Source organism: Pseudomonas sp. PF05 (assembly GCF_056521845.1).
This window is the reverse complement of the sequence record NZ_JBWLPW010000016.1, coordinates 119,079-138,493: the sequence shown is the minus strand read 5'-3', so window position 1 is coordinate 138,493 and position 19,415 is coordinate 119,079. Positions and strand designations below refer to the sequence as shown.

17 protein-coding genes are annotated in these 19,415 nt (G+C 60.9%); 8 read left to right on the top strand and 9 right to left on the bottom strand.

All coding sequences use genetic code 11. The features are described from left to right. Positions 1-27: 27 nt before the first annotated feature. Genes AC09SL_RS23685 through AC09SL_RS23670 form a run of 4 tightly spaced genes read right to left on the bottom strand, consistent with a single transcriptional unit; the run spans position 28 to position 2,883 of the window. On the bottom strand, positions 28-762 hold the full coding sequence (locus AC09SL_RS23685) for an amino acid ABC transporter ATP-binding protein (RefSeq protein WP_058542300.1): 735 nt from the start codon (positions 760-762) through the stop codon (positions 28-30). Next, positions 749-1,399 carry an amino acid ABC transporter permease gene (locus AC09SL_RS23680; protein WP_003206735.1) on the bottom strand — a complete coding sequence of 217 codons (651 nt, stop codon included), beginning with the start codon at positions 1,397-1,399 and terminating at the stop codon, positions 749-751. Before AC09SL_RS23680 ends, AC09SL_RS23685 begins: the two co-directional genes overlap by 14 nt. Further along, positions 1,396-2,076: an amino acid ABC transporter permease gene (locus AC09SL_RS23675; RefSeq protein ID WP_014340792.1), complete on the bottom strand. Its 681-nt coding sequence runs from the start codon at positions 2,074-2,076 to the stop codon at positions 1,396-1,398. Before AC09SL_RS23675 ends, AC09SL_RS23680 begins: the two co-directional genes overlap by 4 nt. 21 nt (positions 2,077-2,097) lie before the next feature. Continuing rightward, on the bottom strand, positions 2,098-2,883 hold the full coding sequence (locus tag AC09SL_RS23670; RefSeq protein WP_058542299.1) for a transporter substrate-binding domain-containing protein: 786 nt from the start codon (positions 2,881-2,883) through the stop codon (positions 2,098-2,100). A gap of 254 nt (positions 2,884-3,137) precedes the next feature. Here AC09SL_RS23670 and AC09SL_RS23665 point away from each other — a divergent pair, with 254 nt between their 5' ends. The 7 genes from AC09SL_RS23665 to AC09SL_RS23635 all read left to right on the top strand — a co-directional run bounded on the left by AC09SL_RS23665 (position 3,138) and on the right by AC09SL_RS23635 (position 11,395). Then, complete coding sequence (locus tag AC09SL_RS23665) at positions 3,138-3,845, top strand: FadR/GntR family transcriptional regulator (protein WP_058542298.1); 708 nt, start codon at positions 3,138-3,140, stop codon at positions 3,843-3,845. Positions 3,846-3,966: 121 nt separating this feature from the next. Then, the gene (gene trxA, locus AC09SL_RS23660) at positions 3,967-4,296 is read left to right on the top strand and encodes a thioredoxin TrxA (protein ID WP_003206727.1); all 330 of its coding nucleotides are present in this window, start codon (positions 3,967-3,969) and stop codon (positions 4,294-4,296) included. A gap of 241 nt (positions 4,297-4,537) precedes the next feature. Then, positions 4,538-5,797 (top strand): transcription termination factor Rho, encoded by a 1,260-nt coding sequence (gene rho / locus AC09SL_RS23655; protein ID WP_003206716.1) that lies wholly within the window; start codon positions 4,538-4,540, stop codon positions 5,795-5,797. 138 nt (positions 5,798-5,935) lie between these two features. After that, the gene (locus AC09SL_RS23650; protein WP_058542297.1) at positions 5,936-7,891 is read left to right on the top strand and encodes an acyltransferase family protein; all 1,956 of its coding nucleotides are present in this window, start codon (positions 5,936-5,938) and stop codon (positions 7,889-7,891) included. A 78-nt stretch (positions 7,892-7,969) separates the two neighbouring features. Beyond that, positions 7,970-9,436 (top strand): 4-hydroxy-3-polyprenylbenzoate decarboxylase, encoded by a 1,467-nt coding sequence (gene ubiD / locus AC09SL_RS23645; RefSeq protein ID WP_058542319.1) that lies wholly within the window; start codon positions 7,970-7,972, stop codon positions 9,434-9,436. Then, the gene (locus tag AC09SL_RS23640; protein ID WP_058542296.1) at positions 9,436-10,404 is read left to right on the top strand and encodes a CDP-6-deoxy-delta-3,4-glucoseen reductase; all 969 of its coding nucleotides are present in this window, start codon (positions 9,436-9,438) and stop codon (positions 10,402-10,404) included. Before ubiD ends, AC09SL_RS23640 begins: the two co-directional genes overlap by 1 nt. Before the next feature lie 322 nt (positions 10,405-10,726). After that, complete coding sequence (locus AC09SL_RS23635) at positions 10,727-11,395, top strand: gamma-glutamylcyclotransferase (protein ID WP_058542295.1); 669 nt, start codon at positions 10,727-10,729, stop codon at positions 11,393-11,395. On the opposite strand, the gene glpT is transcribed toward AC09SL_RS23635, so the two are convergent. Beyond that, positions 11,371-12,720: a glycerol-3-phosphate transporter gene (gene glpT / locus AC09SL_RS23630; RefSeq protein WP_058542294.1), complete on the bottom strand. Its 1,350-nt coding sequence runs from the start codon at positions 12,718-12,720 to the stop codon at positions 11,371-11,373. The two genes, AC09SL_RS23635 and glpT, sit on opposite strands and share 25 nt — an antisense overlap. Before the next feature lie 216 nt (positions 12,721-12,936). After that, entirely contained in the window at positions 12,937-13,914 is a 978-nt protein-coding gene (locus AC09SL_RS23625; RefSeq protein WP_058542293.1) for an NADPH:quinone oxidoreductase family protein, read from the bottom strand. Positions 13,915-14,064: 150 nt separating this feature from the next. Here AC09SL_RS23625 and AC09SL_RS23620 point away from each other — a divergent pair, with 150 nt between their 5' ends. Then, positions 14,065-14,481, top strand: a complete 417-nt coding sequence (locus tag AC09SL_RS23620; RefSeq protein WP_057449588.1) for a flagellar basal body-associated protein FliL — start codon at positions 14,065-14,067, stop codon at positions 14,479-14,481. 66 nt (positions 14,482-14,547) lie between these two features. Here the strand turns inward: AC09SL_RS23620 and AC09SL_RS23615 are convergent, their stop codons facing one another. Genes AC09SL_RS23615 through AC09SL_RS23605 form a run of 3 tightly spaced genes read right to left on the bottom strand, consistent with a single transcriptional unit; the run spans position 14,548 to position 19,351 of the window. Next, positions 14,548-15,666 (bottom strand): ABC transporter permease, encoded by a 1,119-nt coding sequence (locus AC09SL_RS23615; protein ID WP_058542292.1) that lies wholly within the window; start codon positions 15,664-15,666, stop codon positions 14,548-14,550. Further along, positions 15,666-18,389 (bottom strand): ribosome-associated ATPase/putative transporter RbbA, encoded by a 2,724-nt coding sequence (rbbA, locus tag AC09SL_RS23610; RefSeq protein WP_058542291.1) that lies wholly within the window; start codon positions 18,387-18,389, stop codon positions 15,666-15,668. The genes AC09SL_RS23615 and rbbA overlap by 1 nt, the downstream gene beginning before the upstream one ends. Then, positions 18,386-19,351 carry an HlyD family secretion protein gene (locus AC09SL_RS23605; protein WP_058542290.1) on the bottom strand — a complete coding sequence of 322 codons (966 nt, stop codon included), beginning with the start codon at positions 19,349-19,351 and terminating at the stop codon, positions 18,386-18,388. Before AC09SL_RS23605 ends, rbbA begins: the two co-directional genes overlap by 4 nt. Positions 19,352-19,415: the final 64 nt, after the last annotated feature.

Here is a 19,415-nt window from a genome sequence, read left to right as displayed (position 1 = left end):
CACAGAGGACTCCCTTGGCAGCAAAGATCAGGCCGGCTCGACCGTCCCGATAAAATTCGCCAGTTCGGCCGTCCGCGGCTCGGCGAACAACACCTTGGGATCGCCCACCTCATGGACCTTGCCCTGGTGCATGAACACCAGTTTGTCGCCGACTTCCCGGGCGAAACGCATTTCATGGGTGACCATGATCAGGGTCATGCCTTCCTTGGCCAGTTGCCGCACCACGCTGAGCACTTCATTGACCAGCTCCGGGTCCAGGGCCGAAGTGATTTCGTCGCACAGCAGCACTTTCGGCGACATCGCCAGGGCCCGGGCAATCGCGACCCGTTGCTGCTGGCCGCCGGACAAACGGTCCGGGAAGGCATCGAATTTCTCGCCGAGCCCGACCCGTTCCAGCATCTGTCGCGCCAGCTCGGCCGCCTTGGCCTTGGGCACTTTCTGGACAACTTGCGGCGCCAGCATGACGTTCTCGCCGACCGTCAGGTGTGGGAACAGGTTGAACTGCTGGAACACCATCCCGACTTTCTGCCGCAGGCTGCGCAGGTCGGCGCGGGCCGCATCGAGGTATTCGCCGTCGACTTCGATTACGCCGTCGTTGATCGATTCCAGGCCATTGAGGGTGCGCAACAAGGTGGATTTGCCCGAGCCGCTGCGGCCGATGATCGCCACCACCTGGCCTTCCTCGACACTCAGGTCGATGCCTTTGAGCACGTGATGATCGCCGTAGTATTTATGCAGGGCGGTAATTCTAAGCAGAGGCATGCAGTCTCCTTTCCAGGTAGCGCGCACTGAGGGACAAGGGGTAGCAGAGCAGGAAGTAACCGAGGGCGACCAGGCCATAGACCATGAACGGCTCGAACGTGGCGTTGGCGAGCATGCCGCCGGTCTTGGTCAGTTCGGTAAAGCCGATGATCGAGGTCACGGCCGTGCCCTTGACCACTTGCACCGAAAAGCCCACGGTTGGCGCCACGGCGATGCGCAGGGCCTGGGGCAGGATCACATAGCGCAACTGCTCCAGCGGGTTGAGGGCCAGGCTCGCCGAGGCCTCCCACTGGCCGTGGGAAATCGAATCGACACAACCGCGCCAGATCTCCGCCAGGTAGGCGCTGGTAAACAGCGTCAAGGCAATCGCCGCCGCCATCCACGGGGAAATTTCCACCCCGGCCAGGGCTACACCGAAGAACACCAGGAACAGTTGCATCAACAGCGGTGTGCCTTGAAACAGCTCAATGTAAGTACGGGCGATGTTGCGGGGCAGGGCGCTTTTGGAGATGCGCAACACCATGATCAGCAAGCCGATCACGCCGCCACCGATAAACGCCACCAGCGACAGCGCCAGGGTCCATTGCAGGCCGGTGAGCAGGTTGCGCACCACGTCCCAGAAAGTGAAATCGCTCATCGGCCGCTCCCATTACCGCTCTTGTACAGGCAGCGGCGACCCACCCAGTTCAGGAACTGGCGGATCAACAGCGCCATGCACAAGTAGATGAGCGTCGTCAGCGCATAGGTTTCGAACGCGCGGAAGTTACGTGACTGGATGAAGTTGGCGGCAAAGCTCAGCTCTTCGGTGGCGATCTGCGAACAAACCGCCGAGCCGAGCATCACGATGATGATCTGGCTGCTCAGGGCCGGCCAGACCTTGCCCAGCGCCGGCAGCAGCACCACATGACGGAAGGCCTCGAAACGGCTCATCGCCAGGGCCGCGGCGGCTTCCAGTTGCCCCCGCGGGATCGCCTGGATGCCGGCGCGAATGATCTCGGTGGAGTAGGCGCCGAGGTTGATCACCATCGCCAGCACCGCCGCCTGCCATTCGGAAATCTGCAGGCCCAGGGACGGCAAGCCAAAGAAGATGAAAAACAGTTGCACCAGGAACGGCGTGTTGCGGATCAATTCCACGTACACACCGAAGATCGCCGCGAACGGGCGAATGTTCCACGCCCGCACCACGGCCCCGACGATGCCCAGGCTGACCCCGAGCAACGTGCCGATGGCCGTCAGTTCCAGGGTGAACAGCGCGCCGCGCAACAGCAGCTCGGTGTTTTGCACCACCGGCAGAAAATCGAACTGATAAGCCATGCTCAGCCTCTCAAGCGACGGTCAGAGATCGGCCGGCAGCGGCTGCTTGAGCCAGGTCTGGGCGTTTTTCTCCAGGCTGCCATCGGTCTTGGCGGTGGCGAGGATCTGGTTGACCTTGTCCAACAGCGCCGGCTCGTTCTTGTTCACGCCCACGTACACCGGCGAGTCCTTGAGTTTTACTTTCAGCGCCGGAATACGCTTGGGGTTGCGTTCGCTGATGGCGACCATCACCACATTGCCGCTGGCGATCAGGTCCACCTGGCCGGCCAGGTAGGCGGCGATGGTCGAGTTGTTGTCTTCGAAGCGCTTGATGGTGGTGCCTTCGGGGGCGACCTTGCTCAGCTCGATGTCTTCGATGGCGCCACGGGTGACGCTGATGGTCTTGCCCTTGAGGTCATCCAGAGTGTTGATGGCGGCATCAGGCGGGCCGAACACGGCCAGGTAGAACGGCGCATAGGCGTTGGAGAAGTCGATGACCTTTTCCCGCTCGGGGTTCTTGCCGAGGCTGGAAATCACCAGGTCGACCTTGCCGGTGGTCAGGAAGGGAATGCGGTTGGTGCTGTTGACCGGCGTCAGTTCAAGCTTGACCTTGAGCTGGTCGGCCAGCAGTTTTGCGGTGTCGATGTCCAGGCCGCGAGGTTTCATGTCCGGGCCTACCGAACCGAATGGCGGGAAGTCCTGGGGTACGGCGACCTTGAGGGTGCCACGCTTGACCACGTCTTCCAGACCATCGGCGTGGGCGGGTAGCTGACAAAGCATCAGGCTGGCAAACAGGGCTGTGAGCAGGGCGCTGCAACGCTGAATCATGGCGAATCTCCGCAATCGGTGATGTGATTTCTGCGTTCGGACAGAGCACAGGCCATGCCAAGGCGGCTTTTCATCGGTCCAAGCCACGGTTTTGCTGGTGGGGAGCGGTCTTACTGGTCTGAACAGTCGCGGCGTTTTTCGCACCGTTATCGAGCGTCGGTATTTGTCGCCGAACCCTGCTGGGGCACGACTTGCCGGGCGCGATGAATAGCTTTACAACTAGCCGCTCACTGGCCCGGTTCGTCCTGAAAATCATGAATTCCATCGCTCGCGCCGTTCCTGAAGTGGCCCTGCAAGCCATCCGCAAACTGATCGTCGATGAAGGCTTCGGCCCGGGCGATGCGCTGCCGTCGCAACGGGACCTGGCGCTGCAATTGGGGGTGAGTCGGGCGTCGTTGCGCGAAGCGCTGTCATCGCTCAGTGCCCTGGGCATGATCAGCGTGCAACCGGGCAAGGGGGTGTTCGTGCAGGCCCCGGTAGAGGCTCCACGCAGCGACTCGGCGCCGGGTTGGCCGTTCGCGGCCCAGGCCTCGCCAGTGGATATCTTCCAGCTGCGCTACGCCCTGGAGGGTTTTGCGGCGGGGTTGGCGGCGGTGACCCTCAGCGCCGATGAGCTGGACAAGCTGCAAGACAATGTCGAAGCCATGCGCCGGGAATTGAAGATCGGCGATTTCGACGCCGCTGCGCGGCTGGATTTCGAGTTCCATCGGCGCATCCTCTTGGCCAGCGGCAACCAGGCGATGCTGAGCATCCTCACCGCCAGCGCCGACATCTTCCTGGAGAGCCAGAAACTACCGTTCATCAGGGCGGAGCGGGCGATGGAAACCTGGCAGGAGCATCGCAAGATCCTTCGCGCCCTGGCTCGCCGCGCTTCAGGCGCTGCGCAAAAAGCCATGCAGGAACATGTACGTAACGCCGCACTGCGCACCGGGATCTCCTTCGTCGCCCCCGCTGCTTCGTGAGGCCGGCCATACCCAAAGCCATCGACCGCCATAGCGAGACTCAATCAACTGCGGCTTCCTGAACCCGGGAAGGGCCGCTATGATGGGCCACGTTTTTTTGCTGACAACCCCGGAGATTTCCATGAGCAGCGATCTGATCAAACACGTTAGCGACGCTAGCTTCGAGGCTGACGTACTCAAGGCCGAAGGCGCGGTACTGGTCGACTATTGGGCTGAGTGGTGCGGTCCCTGCAAAATGATCGCCCCGGTCCTGGACGAGATTGCCGAGACCTACAAAGGCAAGCTGACCGTTGCCAAGCTGAACATCGACGAAAACCAGGAGACTCCGGCCAAGCACGGCGTACGTGGTATCCCGACCCTGATGCTGTTCAAGAACGGCAACGTCGAAGCCACCAAAGTAGGTGCGCTGTCGAAGTCGCAACTGGCTGCTTTCCTCGACGCCAACATCTAAGCGCCGAATGCCACTGGAAAAGCCCCGCAATTGGCGGGGCTTTTTCGTTATTCAGGGCTAGACGCTTGCAAACCCAGGTGTTACATTCGGCCCCGCACTGGTTTCTCCATTGCCCCCTGCAAGCCGTCGCCGACGCTCTCCTTTCGAATAAGTACGCGATCCTGTCGCCTTCTCCGCGGCGCGGCCTCATTAAGCCAAAAGCTTAATTTCCCCCCTCCATAAATGATTACGTCATTCCTATATGAATCTGACTGAACTCAAGCAAAAGCCGATTACCGAACTGCTCGAATTGGCCGAACAGATGGGCATAGAAAATATGGCCCGTTCGCGCAAGCAGGACGTGATTTTCTCCCTGCTCAAAAAGCACGCGAAAAGCGGCGAGGAAATCTCCGGTGATGGCGTGCTGGAGATTCTCCAGGACGGCTTCGGCTTTCTCCGCTCTGCAGACGCTTCCTATCTCGCCGGCCCAGACGATATCTACGTCTCGCCGAGCCAGATCCGTCGCTTCAACTTGCGCACCGGTGACACCATCGTTGGCAAGATCCGCCCTCCGAAGGAAGGCGAGCGTTATTTCGCGCTGCTCAAGGTCGACACGATCAACTTCGACCGTCCGGAAAACGCGAAGAACAAGATTCTCTTCGAGAACTTGACCCCGCTGTTCCCGACCGTGCGCATGAAGATGGAAGCCGGCAACGGTTCCACCGAAGACCTCACCGGTCGTGTCATCGACCTGTGCGCACCCATCGGCAAAGGCCAGCGTGGCCTGATCGTGGCGCCGCCGAAAGCGGGCAAGACGATCATGCTGCAGAACATCGCGGCCAACATCGCCCGTAACAACCCTGAAGTTCACCTGATCGTGCTGCTGATCGACGAACGTCCGGAAGAAGTGACCGAGATGCAGCGCACCGTGCGCGGCGAAGTGGTTGCCTCGACGTTCGACGAGCCGCCGACCCGCCACGTGCAGGTTGCCGAAATGGTGATCGAGAAGGCCAAGCGCCTGGTCGAGCACAAGAAAGACGTGGTGATCCTGCTGGACTCCATCACCCGTCTGGCCCGTGCCTACAACACCGTGATCCCGAGCTCCGGCAAGGTGCTGACCGGTGGTGTCGATGCCCACGCCCTGGAAAAGCCGAAGCGTTTCTTCGGTGCCGCACGGAACATCGAGGAAGGCGGTTCGCTGACCATCATCGCCACCGCGCTGGTTGAAACCGGTTCGAAGATGGACGAAGTGATCTACGAGGAATTCAAGGGCACTGGCAACATGGAGCTGCCCCTGGATCGCCGTATCGCCGAGAAACGTGTGTTCCCGGCCATCAACATCAACCGTTCCGGCACACGCCGCGAAGAGTTGCTGACCGCCGACGACGAGTTGCAGCGCATGTGGATCCTGCGCAAGTTGCTGCATCCGATGGATGAAGTCGCCGCCATCGAGTTCCTGGTCGACAAGCTGAAGACGACCAAGACCAACGATGAGTTCTTCCTGTCGATGAAACGCAAGTAACACGAAGCAACGCTTCAAAAAAAGAGCGCCCTGAACAGGGCGCTCTTTTTTTTGCTGGATTTGTATCAAGATCGACACTTTTTAGGGCTGGCAGTGTCCTTGTTGTTGGCATTTTATATTTCAAGAACAAGGAGTGTTATGCACACGTTTGGCAATCGCCGTGATATTGACGGCTTGAGGGCCTTGGCTGTTGTCCCGGTGGTGCTGTTTCATTTCGGCTTCGACACGTTCAGCGGCGGCTTTGTCGGGGTCGATGTCTTCTTTGTCATTTCCGGGTTCCTGATAACCGGCATCCTGTTCCGTGAGATCAGCGCGCAGCGTTTCAGCTTCGTCGATTTCTGGGCCCGGCGTGCGCGACGCATCCTTCCGGCCCTGAGTCTGGTGCTGCTGGTAACGTTGGCCCTGGGCTGGTTGCTGTTGACGGCCAAGGACTTTTCGGAGCTTGGCCGGACGGTTCGTTATCAGTCGTTGTTCATTTCAAACATCTTGTTCATGCGTGAGGACGGCTACTTCGAGCCGGCGTCAGACCTCAAGCCGCTGCTTCATACCTGGTCGTTGGCTGTCGAGGAGCAGTACTACATTTTCTTTCCGCTGCTGATGGTGTTGTTGATGCGTCATGTGCGTCATTGGCGCTGGATGCTGTTTGTCGTCTTGCTGGTTTCCTTCGGGCTGAACATCGCTTACATCGACCGCAAGCCCGATGTCGCTTTCTTCTCGTTGCCGACACGCGCCTGGGAACTGTTGTGCGGTGCGATGCTTGCGGTATTGCCCACGTCCAGACATGGCGTGAGGCCGTGGCTCTATCAATCGGCGGGTGTGGCCGGGTTGGCGGCGGTGCTGCTGGCTGTTTTCACCTTTGACAGGACCACGACGTTCCCGGGTTGGGCCGCCTTACTGCCTGTTCTCGGCGCCACCGCGCTGATTTGGTCCGGGGTGCAGGGGTCGACCTGGGTCGCTCAACTGCTCGGTACCAGGCTGCTCGTCTGGATTGGTTTGATTTCCTACTCCCTTTACTTGTGGCATTGGCCGGTCTATGTCTATGCCAATGCTGTTTCCATCGACGGTATCGAACATTTGGAGGCGGTGGGCTGGATGCTGCTGGCGTTGAGCCTTGCCTGGCTGAGCTGGCGCTTCGTCGAGCTTCCGTTTCGTGAGAAACGCTTGCTACCCGGACGCAAACCGGTACTGGTGGGAGGCTTGCTGGCCATGGTCGCCCTGGCGGTGACAGGTTCGGTGGTGCGTTCGGCGGATGGTTTTCCCCAGCGCCTTACCGGCAAGGCGTTGGAGTATGCGCAGGCGCGGGATTGGAAGGCCGGGCAGATGAAATGCTTGCTGGTGACTTCGGACAAGCATCTGGACAAGGTGTGCCTGATTGGCGAGAACAAAGAGGTTCCGGCGACTCAACTGTTCTGGGGCGACAGCCATGCCGCGGCGTTGTTGCCGGCGATCGAAAGCAATGCCACGCGTGAGGTGCGCCCGGTGTGGCTTTACAGCATGAGCGGCTGTCCGCCGATCCTGAGCGACGACCTGCGCCAACGTTGCAGTGACTTCAATGAAGCGACCATGGAGCAGGTTCGCCGCCTGCAGATCAAGGATGTGGTGCTGGCCTCCAACTGGAGCCTTTACGTCTATGGTCGCGAGGACGGCGACAGGAATATGGTGCTCAACCCCCGCGACAATACGGCCGAGGCCGAGGCGCGCATGGCCGCGGCGCTCAAGGCCCGGGTGGCAATGTTAAGGGCGGCGGGTGTGCAGGTGTGGTTGTTCAAGGAAGTGCCGCTGCAGCGCACGAGCGCTATCAACCGACTGACGAGCCTGGCCCGGGTTGGACGTTCGGCCGAAGGATTGGGGCGCCCGCTCCAGGAGCACTTGATCCGTCAGCATTTTCTCAGTGCCTTGTTCAACTCGATGAGCGCCGCCGATCCAGGCGTACATGTCATCGATCCGGCCCCGCTGATGTGCGCGGGGCAGACCTGCAGTATCGAAATCGATGGTTACTCGCAGTACAAGGATGAGGATCATCTGTCTGATTTCGGTAGCACCCGACTAAGCCCACTTTTTGCCCCGGTGCTGCTGGATACAGCCGAAAATTGATCGTGCCACGTAAGCGCGGGCTGCTGTTTGGGCGTTAGAGCAGGTAGGATGTACGCCTATTTTCGGGGTGGCATCTCAATGAAATTCAAGGATCTTCGGGATTTCGTGCAGCAGCTTGAGCAGCGCGGCGAGTTGAAACGCATCCAGGTTCCCATCTCTCCAGTGCTGGAGATGACGGAAGTCTGCGACCGCACGCTTCGGGCCAAAGGCCCGGCGCTGCTGTTCGAGAATCCTACGGGTTATGACATTCCGGTGCTGGGCAACCTGTTCGGCACGCCGGAGCGCGTGGCCTTGGGCATGGGGGCTGAAGCCGTCAGCGAACTGCGCGAAATCGGCAAGCTGCTGGCGTTTCTCAAGGAGCCCGAGCCGCCCAAAGGCCTGAAGGACGCTTGGTCCAAGTTGCCGATTTTCCGCAAGATCATTTCCATGGCACCGAAAGTCGTCAAGGATGCGATCTGCCAGGAAGTGGTGATCGAGGGTGACGATGTCGACCTGGCCATGCTCCCGGTGCAGACCTGCTGGCCGGGCGACGTAGGGCCGCTGATCACCTGGGGCCTGACCGTTACCAAGGGCCCGAACAAGGACCGCCAGAACCTGGGTATCTATCGTCAGCAGGTGATTGGCCGCAACAAAGTCATCATGCGCTGGTTGAGTCATCGCGGCGGTGCACTGGACTACCGTGAGTGGTGTGAAAAACACCCCGGCCAGCCCTTCCCGGTGTCGGTGGCCCTGGGCGCGGACCCGGCGACCATCCTCGGCGCCGTCACGCCTGTGCCCGACAGCCTCTCCGAATATGCGTTCGCCGGCCTGTTGCGCGGCAACCGTACCGAGCTGGTGAAATGCCGCGGCAATGACCTGCAAGTGCCGGCCACCGCCGAGATCATCCTCGAAGGGGTGATCCATCCTGGCGAGATGGCCGATGAAGGCCCGTATGGCGACCACACCGGCTACTACAACGAAGTCGACAGCTTCCCGGTGTTCACCGTCGAGCGCATCACCCATCGGATCAAGCCGATTTACCACAGCACCTATACCGGTCGTCCGCCCGATGAGCCGGCCATTCTTGGCGTGGCGCTGAACGAAGTGTTCGTGCCTATCCTGCAGAAGCAGTTTCCGGAAATCACCGATTTCTATTTGCCGCCGGAAGGCTGTTCGTATCGCATGGCCGTGGTGACCATGAAGAAGTCGTATCCGGGACACGCCAAGCGGGTGATGCTGGGGGTCTGGTCGTTTTTGCGACAGTTCATGTATACCAAGTTCGTTATCGTCACCGACGACGATATCAACGCACGGGACTGGAACGACGTGATCTGGGCCATCACCACGCGCATGGACCCCAAGCGCGACACGGTGATGATCGAGAATACGCCGATCGACTACCTCGACTTCGCCTCGCCGGTGTCTGGCTTGGGGTCGAAGATGGGGCTCGATGCCACGCATAAGTGGCCCGGTGAAACCACCCGTGAGTGGGGCCGGGTTATCGTCAAGGATGAAGCCGTTACCCAACGGATCGATGCCATCTGGAATCAGTTAGGAATAGATTGATGCGTGTAACCTTGCAGCCTTCCGGGGCGGTGCTGGAGATTCGGCCCGCCGAGCGGATTCTCGATGGTGCGCGGCGCCTGGGCTATGAATGCCCGCAAAGCTGCCGCAACGGCAACTGCCACGTCTGTGGCGCGTTGTTGGTGGAAGGCCGTGTGGAACAGGCGGGCGAGGTGCGCGATCACGGTGAGATCTTCACCTGCATCGCCGAGCCGCTGGAGGACTGCGTGGTGTTGTGGGATGGCGTGCTGTCGCCGGGTGAGCTGCCGGTACGCAACCTGGCGTGCCAGGTGGTCGAGTGCGCCGACGTGGGGGGCGATGTCTGGCGGGTGCGCCTGCGTGCGCCGGCCGGCAAGCCGCCACGCTATCACGCCGGGCAGTACCTGATGATCGAACGGGAGAACGGCGAAAAATCGGCCTTCTCCCTGGCCTCGGCACCGCATTCGGGGCGCGAGCTGCAATTGCACGTATTGGTGCGCGAAAGCAGTGCACAAGCCTTGCTGGAGCAACTGCGACGCAACCCCAGCGTGCGTATCGAGATGCCTTTTGGCGACACGCATTTGTCCGAACTGCCGGACGGACCGTTGGTGTTGATCGCCGCCGGAACCGGCATGGCGCAGATGCACAGCCTGATCGAGCATTGCCGGGCGGCGGGTTTCAAGCATCCGGTGCACCTGTATTGGGGTGTGCGGCGGCCGGAAGATTTCTATGAAATCGAGCATTGGGACGAATGGAAAAAACTGCCGAATCTGTTCCTGCATAAAGTCGTCAGCGACTTGTGCGGCTGGGAAGGGCGCTGCGGCATGCTCCATGAGGCCGTGTGCGAGGACATCCGCGATCTTTGCGGCGTCCACGTCTACGCCAGCGGCTCGCCGGCCATGATCTACGCCACGCTCGATGCGCTGGTGGAAGCTGGAATGGACGCCCACCAAATGCGCGCCGACGTGTTTGCGTATGCGCCGCGGGCTTGAGCCACTCTTGAAATTTGCCTGAGGTCTGCTTTTGTGGCGAGGGAATTTCCGCTTTGTGGGAGCAAGGCTTGCCCGCGAAACAGGCAACTTGGTCTCTGAAAGACCGCATCGCTCTCATCGCGGGCAAGCCTTGCTCCCACAGGGTTATAGGCCTGACGATATATCTATTCGATATTTAGCGTGCGCCCTAGATGTCGTTAAGGTATATGCCAACATCATAGGCAGGGGTGGCATCCAACTTGCCTTGATCTCTATGTGCGCCAGCATCATGACGGCGCGCGACCGAACTCTTTGACCCGCGAGGAGCCAACCGCTACCGGCCATGACCGCTATCGAATCCGCCATTACCTGTGCCCTGTATCCACCACGACTGGAACTGGGGCCGCAGCTGACCCGTGAGCAACTGCTCGCCTCGATGCAATTGACCATGAGCCTCCACCAGGGCGGTCCGGTCTGGCTCTTCGCGTACGGTTCATTGATCTGGCGGCCCGAATGCACGGCGGTGGAGCGGATGCGCGGCCGGGTCCATGGTTATCATCGCGGTTTGTACCTGTGGTCCCACGAGCATCGCGGTACACCGGAGTTGCCGGGGCTGGTGTTCGGGCTGGATCGCGGCGGTTCGTGCAGCGGTTTCGCCTACCGATTGCCGCAGGAGAATCTCGAGGACTCGCTGTTTGCCCTGTGGCAGCGCGAGATGCCGGTTCCGTCCTATCGTCCGCACTGGCTCACTTGCCGTCTCGAGGATGGCAGCCGGGTGCAAGCCTTGGGGTTCGTGCTGGAGCGACACCTGCCCAGCTATGCCGGCAACCTGCCGGACCATGTGCTGAGCCAAGTGTTCGAAAGCGCCTGTGGGCGTTACGGCACCACTCGCGATTACGTCGAGCAGACCATCCACGCCCTGCGCAGCCACGCCATGCCAGACCGGAATCTGGAGGCGCGGCTCAAGCGCTGCAAATCAGCGCTGGATCAGGCGACCGCTTCGCGGCTCTGACTGGCGATTTGCTTGTGCCACAGGGTTGGCGCGAGGAAGGCCATCGCCAGCAGGCAAGCGCTAACCAGTAGGATGAAACCGCCATCCCAGCCGTAATAGTCCACCGTGTAGCCCATCATGGCACTGGCCGCGACCGAACCACCGAGATAACCAAACAGACCGGTGAAGCCGGCAGCCGTGCCCGCCGCTTTCTTGGGCACCAGTTCCAGTGCCTGCAGACCCACCAGCATGACCGGACCGTAGATCAGAAAGCCGATCGCGAACAGCGAGATCATATCGACCATCGGGTTGCCCGGCGGATTCAGCCAGTAAACGATCGTCGCAACGGTCACCAATGCCATGAACACCATGCCCGTCAGGCCACGGTTGCCCCGGAAGATCTTGTCCGACATCCACCCGCACAGAAGCGTGCCGGGAATGCCGGCCCACTCGTACAGGAAGTAAGCCCAGGACGTCTTGTCGAAGTTGAAGTGCTTGACCTCTTTAAGGTAGGTCGGCGCCCAATCCAGGATGCCGTAACGCAACAAGTAGACGAAGACGTTGGCCAGCGCGATGAACCAGAGCATTTTGTTGCGCAGCACGTATTTGACGAAGATGTCCTTGGCGCTGAATTCTTCTTCGTGGCTGGCATCGTAGCCTTCCGGGTAATCGTTCTTGTACTTCTCGATGGGTGGCAAGCCGGTCGATTGCGGCGTGTCGCGCATGGCAATGAAGGCAAATACAGCGACCAGCAGCGCCACCGCTGCCGGTACGTAGAATTTGCTGTGCCAGTCGTTGAACCAGCCCATGCCAAGTATTGCCAGTGGACCGATCAGGCCGCCGCCGACGTTGTGGGCGGTGTTCCATACCGAAACCACACCACCGCGTTCTTTCTGCGACCACCAGTGCACCATGGTGCGCCCGCTAGGTGGCCACCCCATGCCTTGGGCCCAGCCGTTGATGAACAACAGGATGAACATCATGGTCACGCTGGAGGTTGCCCACGGTGCGAAACCGAAAACAAACATGACACCGGCGGACACGATCAGGCCAAAGGGCAGGAAGTAACGAGGATTGGAGCGGTCGGACACGATGCCCATCAAAAACTTGGAAAGGCCGTAGGCGATTGCGATCGCCGACACCGCCACCCCCAGCTGGCCTTTTGTATAGCCTTGGGCGATCAGATCCGGAAACGCCAGGGTGAAGTTCTTGCGCAGCAGGTAGTAACCCGCATACCCAATGAAAATCCCGGCGAAGATCTGCCAGCGAAGGCGTCGATAGGTGCTGTCTATTTTTTCTTCAGGCAATGGAGCCTGATGTGCGGCAGGGCGAAAGAAAGCAAACATTCAAGAGCTCCAAATTTCTTGTTTTGACTGCGGATGCGAATGTTACAGTTTCGTTACCGAAAATAGCATCGGTTCGCATCAACAAAAAAGCGGGAATTTTGGAGATACAGTGTTCTTTTATGAACATGTCGCTCAGGTGTAAATGAAGGGCGGTATGGGAATGGCGAAACCGGGTCGTAGGGTTGCGGCCCGGTATAAACAGTTTTAGGTAAGCAATCAGCGAACCTGCACCACCACCTTTCCGACCGCCTTGCGTTGGCCAAGATCATTGATGGCTTGTGCCGCATTGCTCAGCGGATACACCTGCGACACCAGCGGCTTGAGCTTGCCTTCGGTAAACCAGCCGAACAATTGCTGGAAGTTGGCGGCGTTGTCCTGGGGCTGGCGTTGGGCGAAAGAGCCCCAGAACACGCCCACCACGGCGGCGCCCTTGAGCAGGGCCAGGTTCACCGGCAGTTCGGGGATGCGTCCGCTGGCAAAGCCCACCACCAGCAACCGGCCGTTCCAGGCGATGGCGCGGATGGCCTGGTCGAACAGGTCGCCACCCACCGGGTCGTAGATCACGTCGGCGCCCTGGCCGTCGGTGAGGCGCTTGATTTCATCCTTCAGGTTGGTTTCGGTGTAGTTGATCAATTCGTCGGCGCCGGCGGCCTTGGCCACGGCGAGTTTCTCTGCGCTGCTGGCAGCGGCGATCACCCTGGCGCCCATGGCTTTGCCGATCTCCACCGCCGCCAGGCCAACGCCGCCCGAAGCGCCAAGCACCAGCAGGGTTTCGCCGGGTTGCAGGTTGGCCCGTTGCTTGAGGGCGTACATCGAGGTGCCATACGTCATGCTGAAGGCGGCGGCGGTGTTGAAGTCCATGGATGCGGGGATCGGCAACACGTTGTAGCCAGGTACCGCCACCTGTTCGGCAAAGCTGCCCCAGCCGGTCAACGCCATGACCCGGTCACCGACCTTGAGATGATTGACCTTCTCGCCCACCGCGCTGACCACGCCAGCGGCTTCGCCGCCGGGGGAAAACGGGAAGGGTGGCTTGAATTGGTATTTGCCCTCGATGATCAGCGTGTCAGGGAAGTTCACCCCGGCGGCATGCACGTCCAGCAGCACTTCGTTCTTCTTGGCGACGGGGCTGGCGACGTCTTCCAGCACCAGCGATTCGGCGGGGCCGAATTCTTTGCACAGCACGGCTTTCATCAGGGCTATTCCTTTGGGAGTGATGGCCGATAAGTGTAGGTGTGAGAGACAACGGGTCAACGAGCATGCCCTGCCCTGATAGCCGGCTATAAGCTTGTGCTTGAACGGCGGGGCGGTATGCTGGGCCGCAAACCGGATGAGGAATCAATTGTGAAAGCGTGGATCATGTTGATGCTGGCCCTGTCGTTGCCTGTGGCAGCGATGGCCGAAGAGGGCAAGGAAGCGAAGGAAGGCGAGGCGCCGAAGGTCAGTTACATCACCCTCAGCCCACCCTTTGTTGGCAACTATGGGCTCGACGGTTCGGCGAAGCTGAGGGTCTACAAGGCCGATGTAGCCCTGCGCGTGACAGGAGATGCCGCTGCAGCGGCGGTCAAGGCCAATGAGCCGTTGATTCGCAACCAGTTGGTGGCGCTGTTTGCCCAGCAGACCACCGAGGCCATGAATAACCTGGAAGCCAAGGAAAAGCTGCGCCAGGAAGCGCTGAAGCAGACCCAACAGGTGATGAGCGACGAAACCGGCAAGCCGATGGTTGATGACCTGTTGTTCAACAACCTGATCATTCAGTAAACCGGCTCGATCGCAGCCTTTGGCAGTGCCGGATCTCCTGGCGCTGCCCAAGGCTGCTTTTTTTCGTCAAGACGCCAGGCTTTTCCGAAACCGGGCCAGGGCGATGACAAAGAACAATAGCCCGATGGCCGCCAGCGCCAGCAGGTCCGGCCAGATCACACCAGGGCCGGCATCTCGGAACAGGATCGCCGCGCTGAGGCTGACGAAATGCGTCGAGGGCGAGCCTTGCATCACCCATTGCAACCATTGCGGCATGCTGTCCAGCGGTGTACTGCCGCCCGACAGCAGTAGCATCGGAATGATGACCGGGATCGCCAGCAAGCCGAATTGCGGGGTCGAGCGGGCGAGGGTGGCGAGGAAGATACCCAGTGAGGTGCTGGCGAACAGGTAGAGTGCAGTCACCAGCAGAAAGAGCACCATGGAGCCGGCAAGTGGAACCCCCAGGGCGAACTTGACGATGATTTCCAGCGACGCCCAGGTGCACAGCACCACCACCAGCAGGTTGCTCCAGATTTTCGCCAGCATGATTTCCACTGCCGTCAGCGGCAGCACCAGCAAGTGGTCGAGGGTGCCGTGCTCGCGCTCGCGCAGCAACGCGGTCCCCGTCAGGATGATGGCCAGGATCGTGATGTTGTTGACGATCTGGATCACCGCCAGGAACCAGCCACCTTCCAGGTTGGTATTGAACAGCGAACGCGTGGTCAGCCTCACGGGCGTTGCTTCGCTCGTTTGTGCCTGGCCGGCGTAGGTCGTCAGTTCCTGCTGGAAAATCCGCCCGATGTAGCCGGCGCCCATGAACGCCTGGCTCATGGCCGTGGCATCGACATTGAGTTGCAGCGTCGGTTCGCGTCCTGCGAGCAGGTCGGCCTGGAAGTTGGCAGGCACGTTAATGACAAAGGTGTAGCGGCCACTGTCCATGACGTTGTCCAGTTCGGCATAGGGCAAGGCCACCGGGTTCTGGAACTCCGGCGGTTGCAGGACTTGGGCCAATTGGCGCGAAAGGTGGCTCTGGTCTTCGTCCACTATTGCGACACTGGCGTTGTGGACACCGATTACCGAACCGGCGGCTGGCATGTAGATCGCCACCGTGAAGGCGTAGCCTAAAAACAGCAGCAGGACGGAGTCGTAGCGCAGGCTGGTCAGCTCCTTGAGCCCCAGGCGCCAGATATGTGAAAGCGTGTGCATCAGGCCTCCTGCTTTTTCAGCATGATCAGGCTGAGCCCGGTGAAGGCCAGGAAAAACCCGCCCAGCGCCAGGCATTGCGGCCATAGCTGGCGCAAATCCAGGGCCTTGGTGAAGGTGCCGACGGCGATATCCAGGAAGTAACCGGCGGGAAACAACTGGCCCATCACCGAGGCCGCACCGTCCAGGGATGAACGCGGCACGATCAGCCCCGAGAACTGGATGGTCGGCAGGCTGGTGATGATCATGGTGCCGAGGATCGCCGCGATCTGGGTGCGGGTGAACGCCGAGATCAGCAGCCCCATGCTGGTGGTTGCCAGTACATAGAGCAGGCCGCCCACCGCCAGCGTCAGGCCGCTGCCCTTGAACGGCACGCCGAACAGCCAGCGGTTCATCGCTGTCAGCAGGGCGAGGTTGATCAGGCTGACCACCAGGTAGGGCACTTGTTTGCCCAGCAGGAACTCCAGGCGGGTCAGCGGCGTGGCGTAGAAATTGGTGATCGAGCCCAGTTCCTTCTCCCGCACGATGCCCAGCGCGGTCAGCATGGCCGGAATGAACGCCAGGATCAGCGCCATCACCCCCGGGCCGATGGCGTTGACGCTGACCACGTCCTGGTTATAACGAAAGCGCGTCTCCAGTGTCGCACCGGGTTGCCGGGTCGGCGCGCGGCTGCTGAATTCAGCCAGTTGCTCAAGGTTGGCCTGGTGCACGGCCTGGACGTAGTTGCGACTGGTCTCGGCCCGGAACGGTATGCCGCCGTCCAGCCAGGCACCCACTGTCGGCTGGCGGCCGGCATAAAGGTCACGACCGAAACCGGGGGGTATTTCCAGGGCCAGCTTGATCTCCGAGCGCTGCAAACGGCGGTGCAGCTCCTTCGCGTCGAGAATGATCGGCTGCTCCTCGAAGTAGCGCGAACTGCGAAACGCTTCCAGGTAGGCACGGCTTTGCGGGCTCTGATCCTGGTCATACACGGCGAAGGCCAGTTTCTCCACATCCAGGGAAATACCGAAGCCAAAGACCACCATCATGAACAAGGCCCCCAGCAGGGCGAATGCCATCCGCACTTTGTCGCGCAACAGTTCCTTGCCCTCCCGGCTGGCGACGGCCCACAGGCGACCGAGGCTCAGGCCGCGCCGGTCACGGGGGGCGTCGGCACTGTCGAGGGTCACGGGGGCGGCGTCTTGTTGCGTCTGGCCCTGGGCTTTTTCCAGGCAGGTGACGAACGCGGCTTCCAGCGTCTGGCCGTTGAACTGCGCCTGCAAGGCCGCCGGTGTATCACAGGCCAGGACCTTGCCAGCGTGCATCAGCGAAATGCGATCGCAGCGCTGGGCCTCGTTCATGAAGTGCGTGGAAAGGAAAATCGTCACGCCCTGTTCGCGAGACAACTCGATCAGCAGTCGCCAGAAATCATCCCGTGCAGCCGGGTCGACACCTGAAGTCGGTTCATCGAGGATCAACACTTCCGGGCGATGCAACACCGCCACCGCCAGGGACAAACGCTGACGCAGGCCCAACGGCAGCGCGCCGGAAGGCTGGTCCGCCAGAGCCTGGAGATTGAAGCGCTGGATCAGTTCGTCGATGCGCTGGCGGCTCTGCGTCGTGGGCAGGTCGAAGAGTTTGGCGTGCAGTTCCAGGTTTTGGCGCACGCTCAGTTCGCCGTACAGCGAAAAGCTCTGGGACATGAAACCCACCCGCTTGCGGGTGGCGAGGTCCTTGGCGTTGACCGGGTTGCCCAGCAGCCGGGCGCTGCCTTCGCTGGCGGGGATCAGCCCGGTCAGCACCTTCATGGTGGTGGTCTTGCCGCAACCGTTGGAACCCAGGAACCCAAAGATCTCGCCGCGACCAATCGCGAAGCTGACGTTGTCGACGGCCGTGAAATCACCGAAGCGCAAGGTGAGGTCGTGGGCTTGGATGGCAATGTCGGTGGTGTTGGCGCTCCTGGGGGGAATCACCAGCGGTTCGGCGTTGCGACCGCTGTCGCCTTGGAAATGGGTGAAGGCCGAATCGAGCTTGCCGTCCGGGGTGACCTTCGCCAGCTCGGTACTCAAGCCCTTGGCGATCAAGCGACCGTTATCGAGCATCAGGCAATGCTCGAATTGTTCAGCCTCTTCCATGTACGCGGTGGCGACCAGCAGGGTCAGTTGCGGGCGTTGTCGGCGCACGTCTTCTATCAGTTCCCAGAAGCGTCGCCGGGACAGCGGGTCCACGCCGGTGGTGGGTTCGTCGAGAATCAGCAGGTCCGGTTCATGGATCAGTGCGCAACACAGGCCGAGCTTCTGTTTCATGCCGCCGGACAGTTTGCCCGCCGGGCGATCGGCAAAACGCTGCAGATCGGTGGCCAACAACAAGGTGCCCATGCGTTGTTCGCAGTCTGCCCGCGATAACCCGAACAACGTGCCGAAGAACCGGATGTTCTCGCGTATCGACAGGTCCGGGTAAAGGTTACCCCCCAGCCCCTGGGGCATGAAGGCAATGCGTCGGTAGAGGGTGTTGCGATGGCGTCGGTCGTCGATCGAGGCACCGAGCACGTCCAATTGGCCGTGCTGGAGTTTCTTCACTCCGGCAATCAGCCCCAGCAGGCTCGACTTGCCGGCGCCGTCCGGGCCGATCAGGCCACAGCGAGTGCCGACCGGCAGGCTGAAGGTGATATCGCTCAACGCCACCTGCTGGCCGTAGCGATGCTCGATGCCCGAAGCGTGCAGTGCCTCACCCAGGGCGATGGTCATTGCAGGTTGGCCGGCCAACCGATGGGGGCGGTGCGTACATAGCCGGCGCCGGGCATGCCGGGTTTGGCCTGGGGCATCTCGCCGGGTTGGGTCAGGCGTACTTTGACGCGGAACACCAGTTTCTGCCGCTCATCACGGGTCTCGACTTCTTTGGGGGTGAACTGGGATTTGGCTGCGACAAAGCTGACCTTGGCCGGCAGCGGCCGCTCGGGCAGGGCGTCGAGCAGCAGTCGCGCTTCATCGCCCACCGTCAGTTTCCCGGCCACCGACGCCGGCAGGTAGAGGTTCATGTATTGGTCGTTTGGATCGATCATCAGCAGTACTCGGCCACCGGCACCCAGCACTTCACCTGGCTCGGCCAAGCGCAACTGGATCACGCCGTCGAGTGGTGCCCGCAACGTGCTGTCGTCTATTTCGCTGGTGAGTTGGGCCACTTGAGCCAGGGTCGCGCCGATGGCGGCCGTCGCTGCCGATACCTGGGCCCGGGCAGCGTTGACCGCAGCGTTGGCGGTGTCGACTCGGGCCTGTTGCTGGTCGATGACCTGGGCGCTGGCGTAACCGCGCTTGAACAGTTCCTGGGTTCGCTTGAGTTCCTGATGGGCGAGCAATTGTTCGCTCTGGCGCAACTGCACGTTGGCTTCGGCGGCGGCAAGGTTCTGCCGGGCACGCACGACTTCGGCCTCTGCCTGGTTGCGCTGGGCCTCCAGGGTGCGGGTGTCCATGCGCGCCAGCACTTGGTCTTTGATGACGTTGTCGCCTTCGTCGACATGCACTTCGGCCAGGCGCCCGGGTGTCTTGCTGGCAATCTGGACTTCGGTGGCCTCCAGGCGCCCGTTGCCCATGCTCAGGCCTTCCGGAAGGCGATCGTGGCGTGATTTCCAATAGCCGAAACCACCAGCGGCCAGCAATACAGTCATCAAGGCGAGGGCAAAAAAGCGAGAGGTACGATGGTTCGTCGACATATCCAGCATCCTGCGGCTATAGCATCGAAGTCTGCGGGATCAACGACCGATCCAGCTTGATATC

Bases quoted from the DNA above. Each gene is read 5' to 3' on its own strand.
- AC09SL_RS23625 (WP_058542293.1), bottom strand. From the start codon at position 13,914: ATGAAAGCCGTGCTGTGCAAAGAATTCGGCCCCGCCGAATCGCTGGTG.
- trxA (WP_003206727.1), top strand. From the start codon at position 3,967: ATGAGCAGCGATCTGATCAAACACGTTAGCGACGCTAGCTTCGAGGCT.
- AC09SL_RS23615 (WP_058542292.1), bottom strand. From the start codon at position 15,666: ATGCACACGCTTTCACATATCTGGCGCCTGGGGCTCAAGGAGCTGACC.
- ubiD (WP_058542319.1), top strand. From the start codon at position 7,970: ATGAAATTCAAGGATCTTCGGGATTTCGTGCAGCAGCTTGAGCAGCGC.
- AC09SL_RS23665 (WP_058542298.1), top strand. From the start codon at position 3,138: ATGAATTCCATCGCTCGCGCCGTTCCTGAAGTGGCCCTGCAAGCCATC.
- AC09SL_RS23635 (WP_058542295.1), top strand. From the start codon at position 10,727: ATGACCGCTATCGAATCCGCCATTACCTGTGCCCTGTATCCACCACGA.
- AC09SL_RS23650 (WP_058542297.1), top strand. From the start codon at position 5,936: ATGCACACGTTTGGCAATCGCCGTGATATTGACGGCTTGAGGGCCTTG.
- AC09SL_RS23675 (WP_014340792.1), bottom strand. From the start codon at position 2,076: ATGGCTTATCAGTTCGATTTTCTGCCGGTGGTGCAAAACACCGAGCTG.
- AC09SL_RS23605 (WP_058542290.1), bottom strand. From the start codon at position 19,351: ATGTCGACGAACCATCGTACCTCTCGCTTTTTTGCCCTCGCCTTGATG.
- rbbA (WP_058542291.1), bottom strand. From the start codon at position 18,389: ATGACCATCGCCCTGGGTGAGGCACTGCACGCTTCGGGCATCGAGCAT.
- AC09SL_RS23640 (WP_058542296.1), top strand. From the start codon at position 9,436: ATGCGTGTAACCTTGCAGCCTTCCGGGGCGGTGCTGGAGATTCGGCCC.
- AC09SL_RS23680 (WP_003206735.1), bottom strand. From the start codon at position 1,399: ATGAGCGATTTCACTTTCTGGGACGTGGTGCGCAACCTGCTCACCGGC.
- AC09SL_RS23670 (WP_058542299.1), bottom strand. From the start codon at position 2,883: ATGATTCAGCGTTGCAGCGCCCTGCTCACAGCCCTGTTTGCCAGCCTG.
- rho (WP_003206716.1), top strand. From the start codon at position 4,538: ATGAATCTGACTGAACTCAAGCAAAAGCCGATTACCGAACTGCTCGAA.
- glpT (WP_058542294.1), bottom strand. From the start codon at position 12,720: ATGTTTGCTTTCTTTCGCCCTGCCGCACATCAGGCTCCATTGCCTGAA.
- AC09SL_RS23685 (WP_058542300.1), bottom strand. From the start codon at position 762: ATGCCTCTGCTTAGAATTACCGCCCTGCATAAATACTACGGCGATCAT.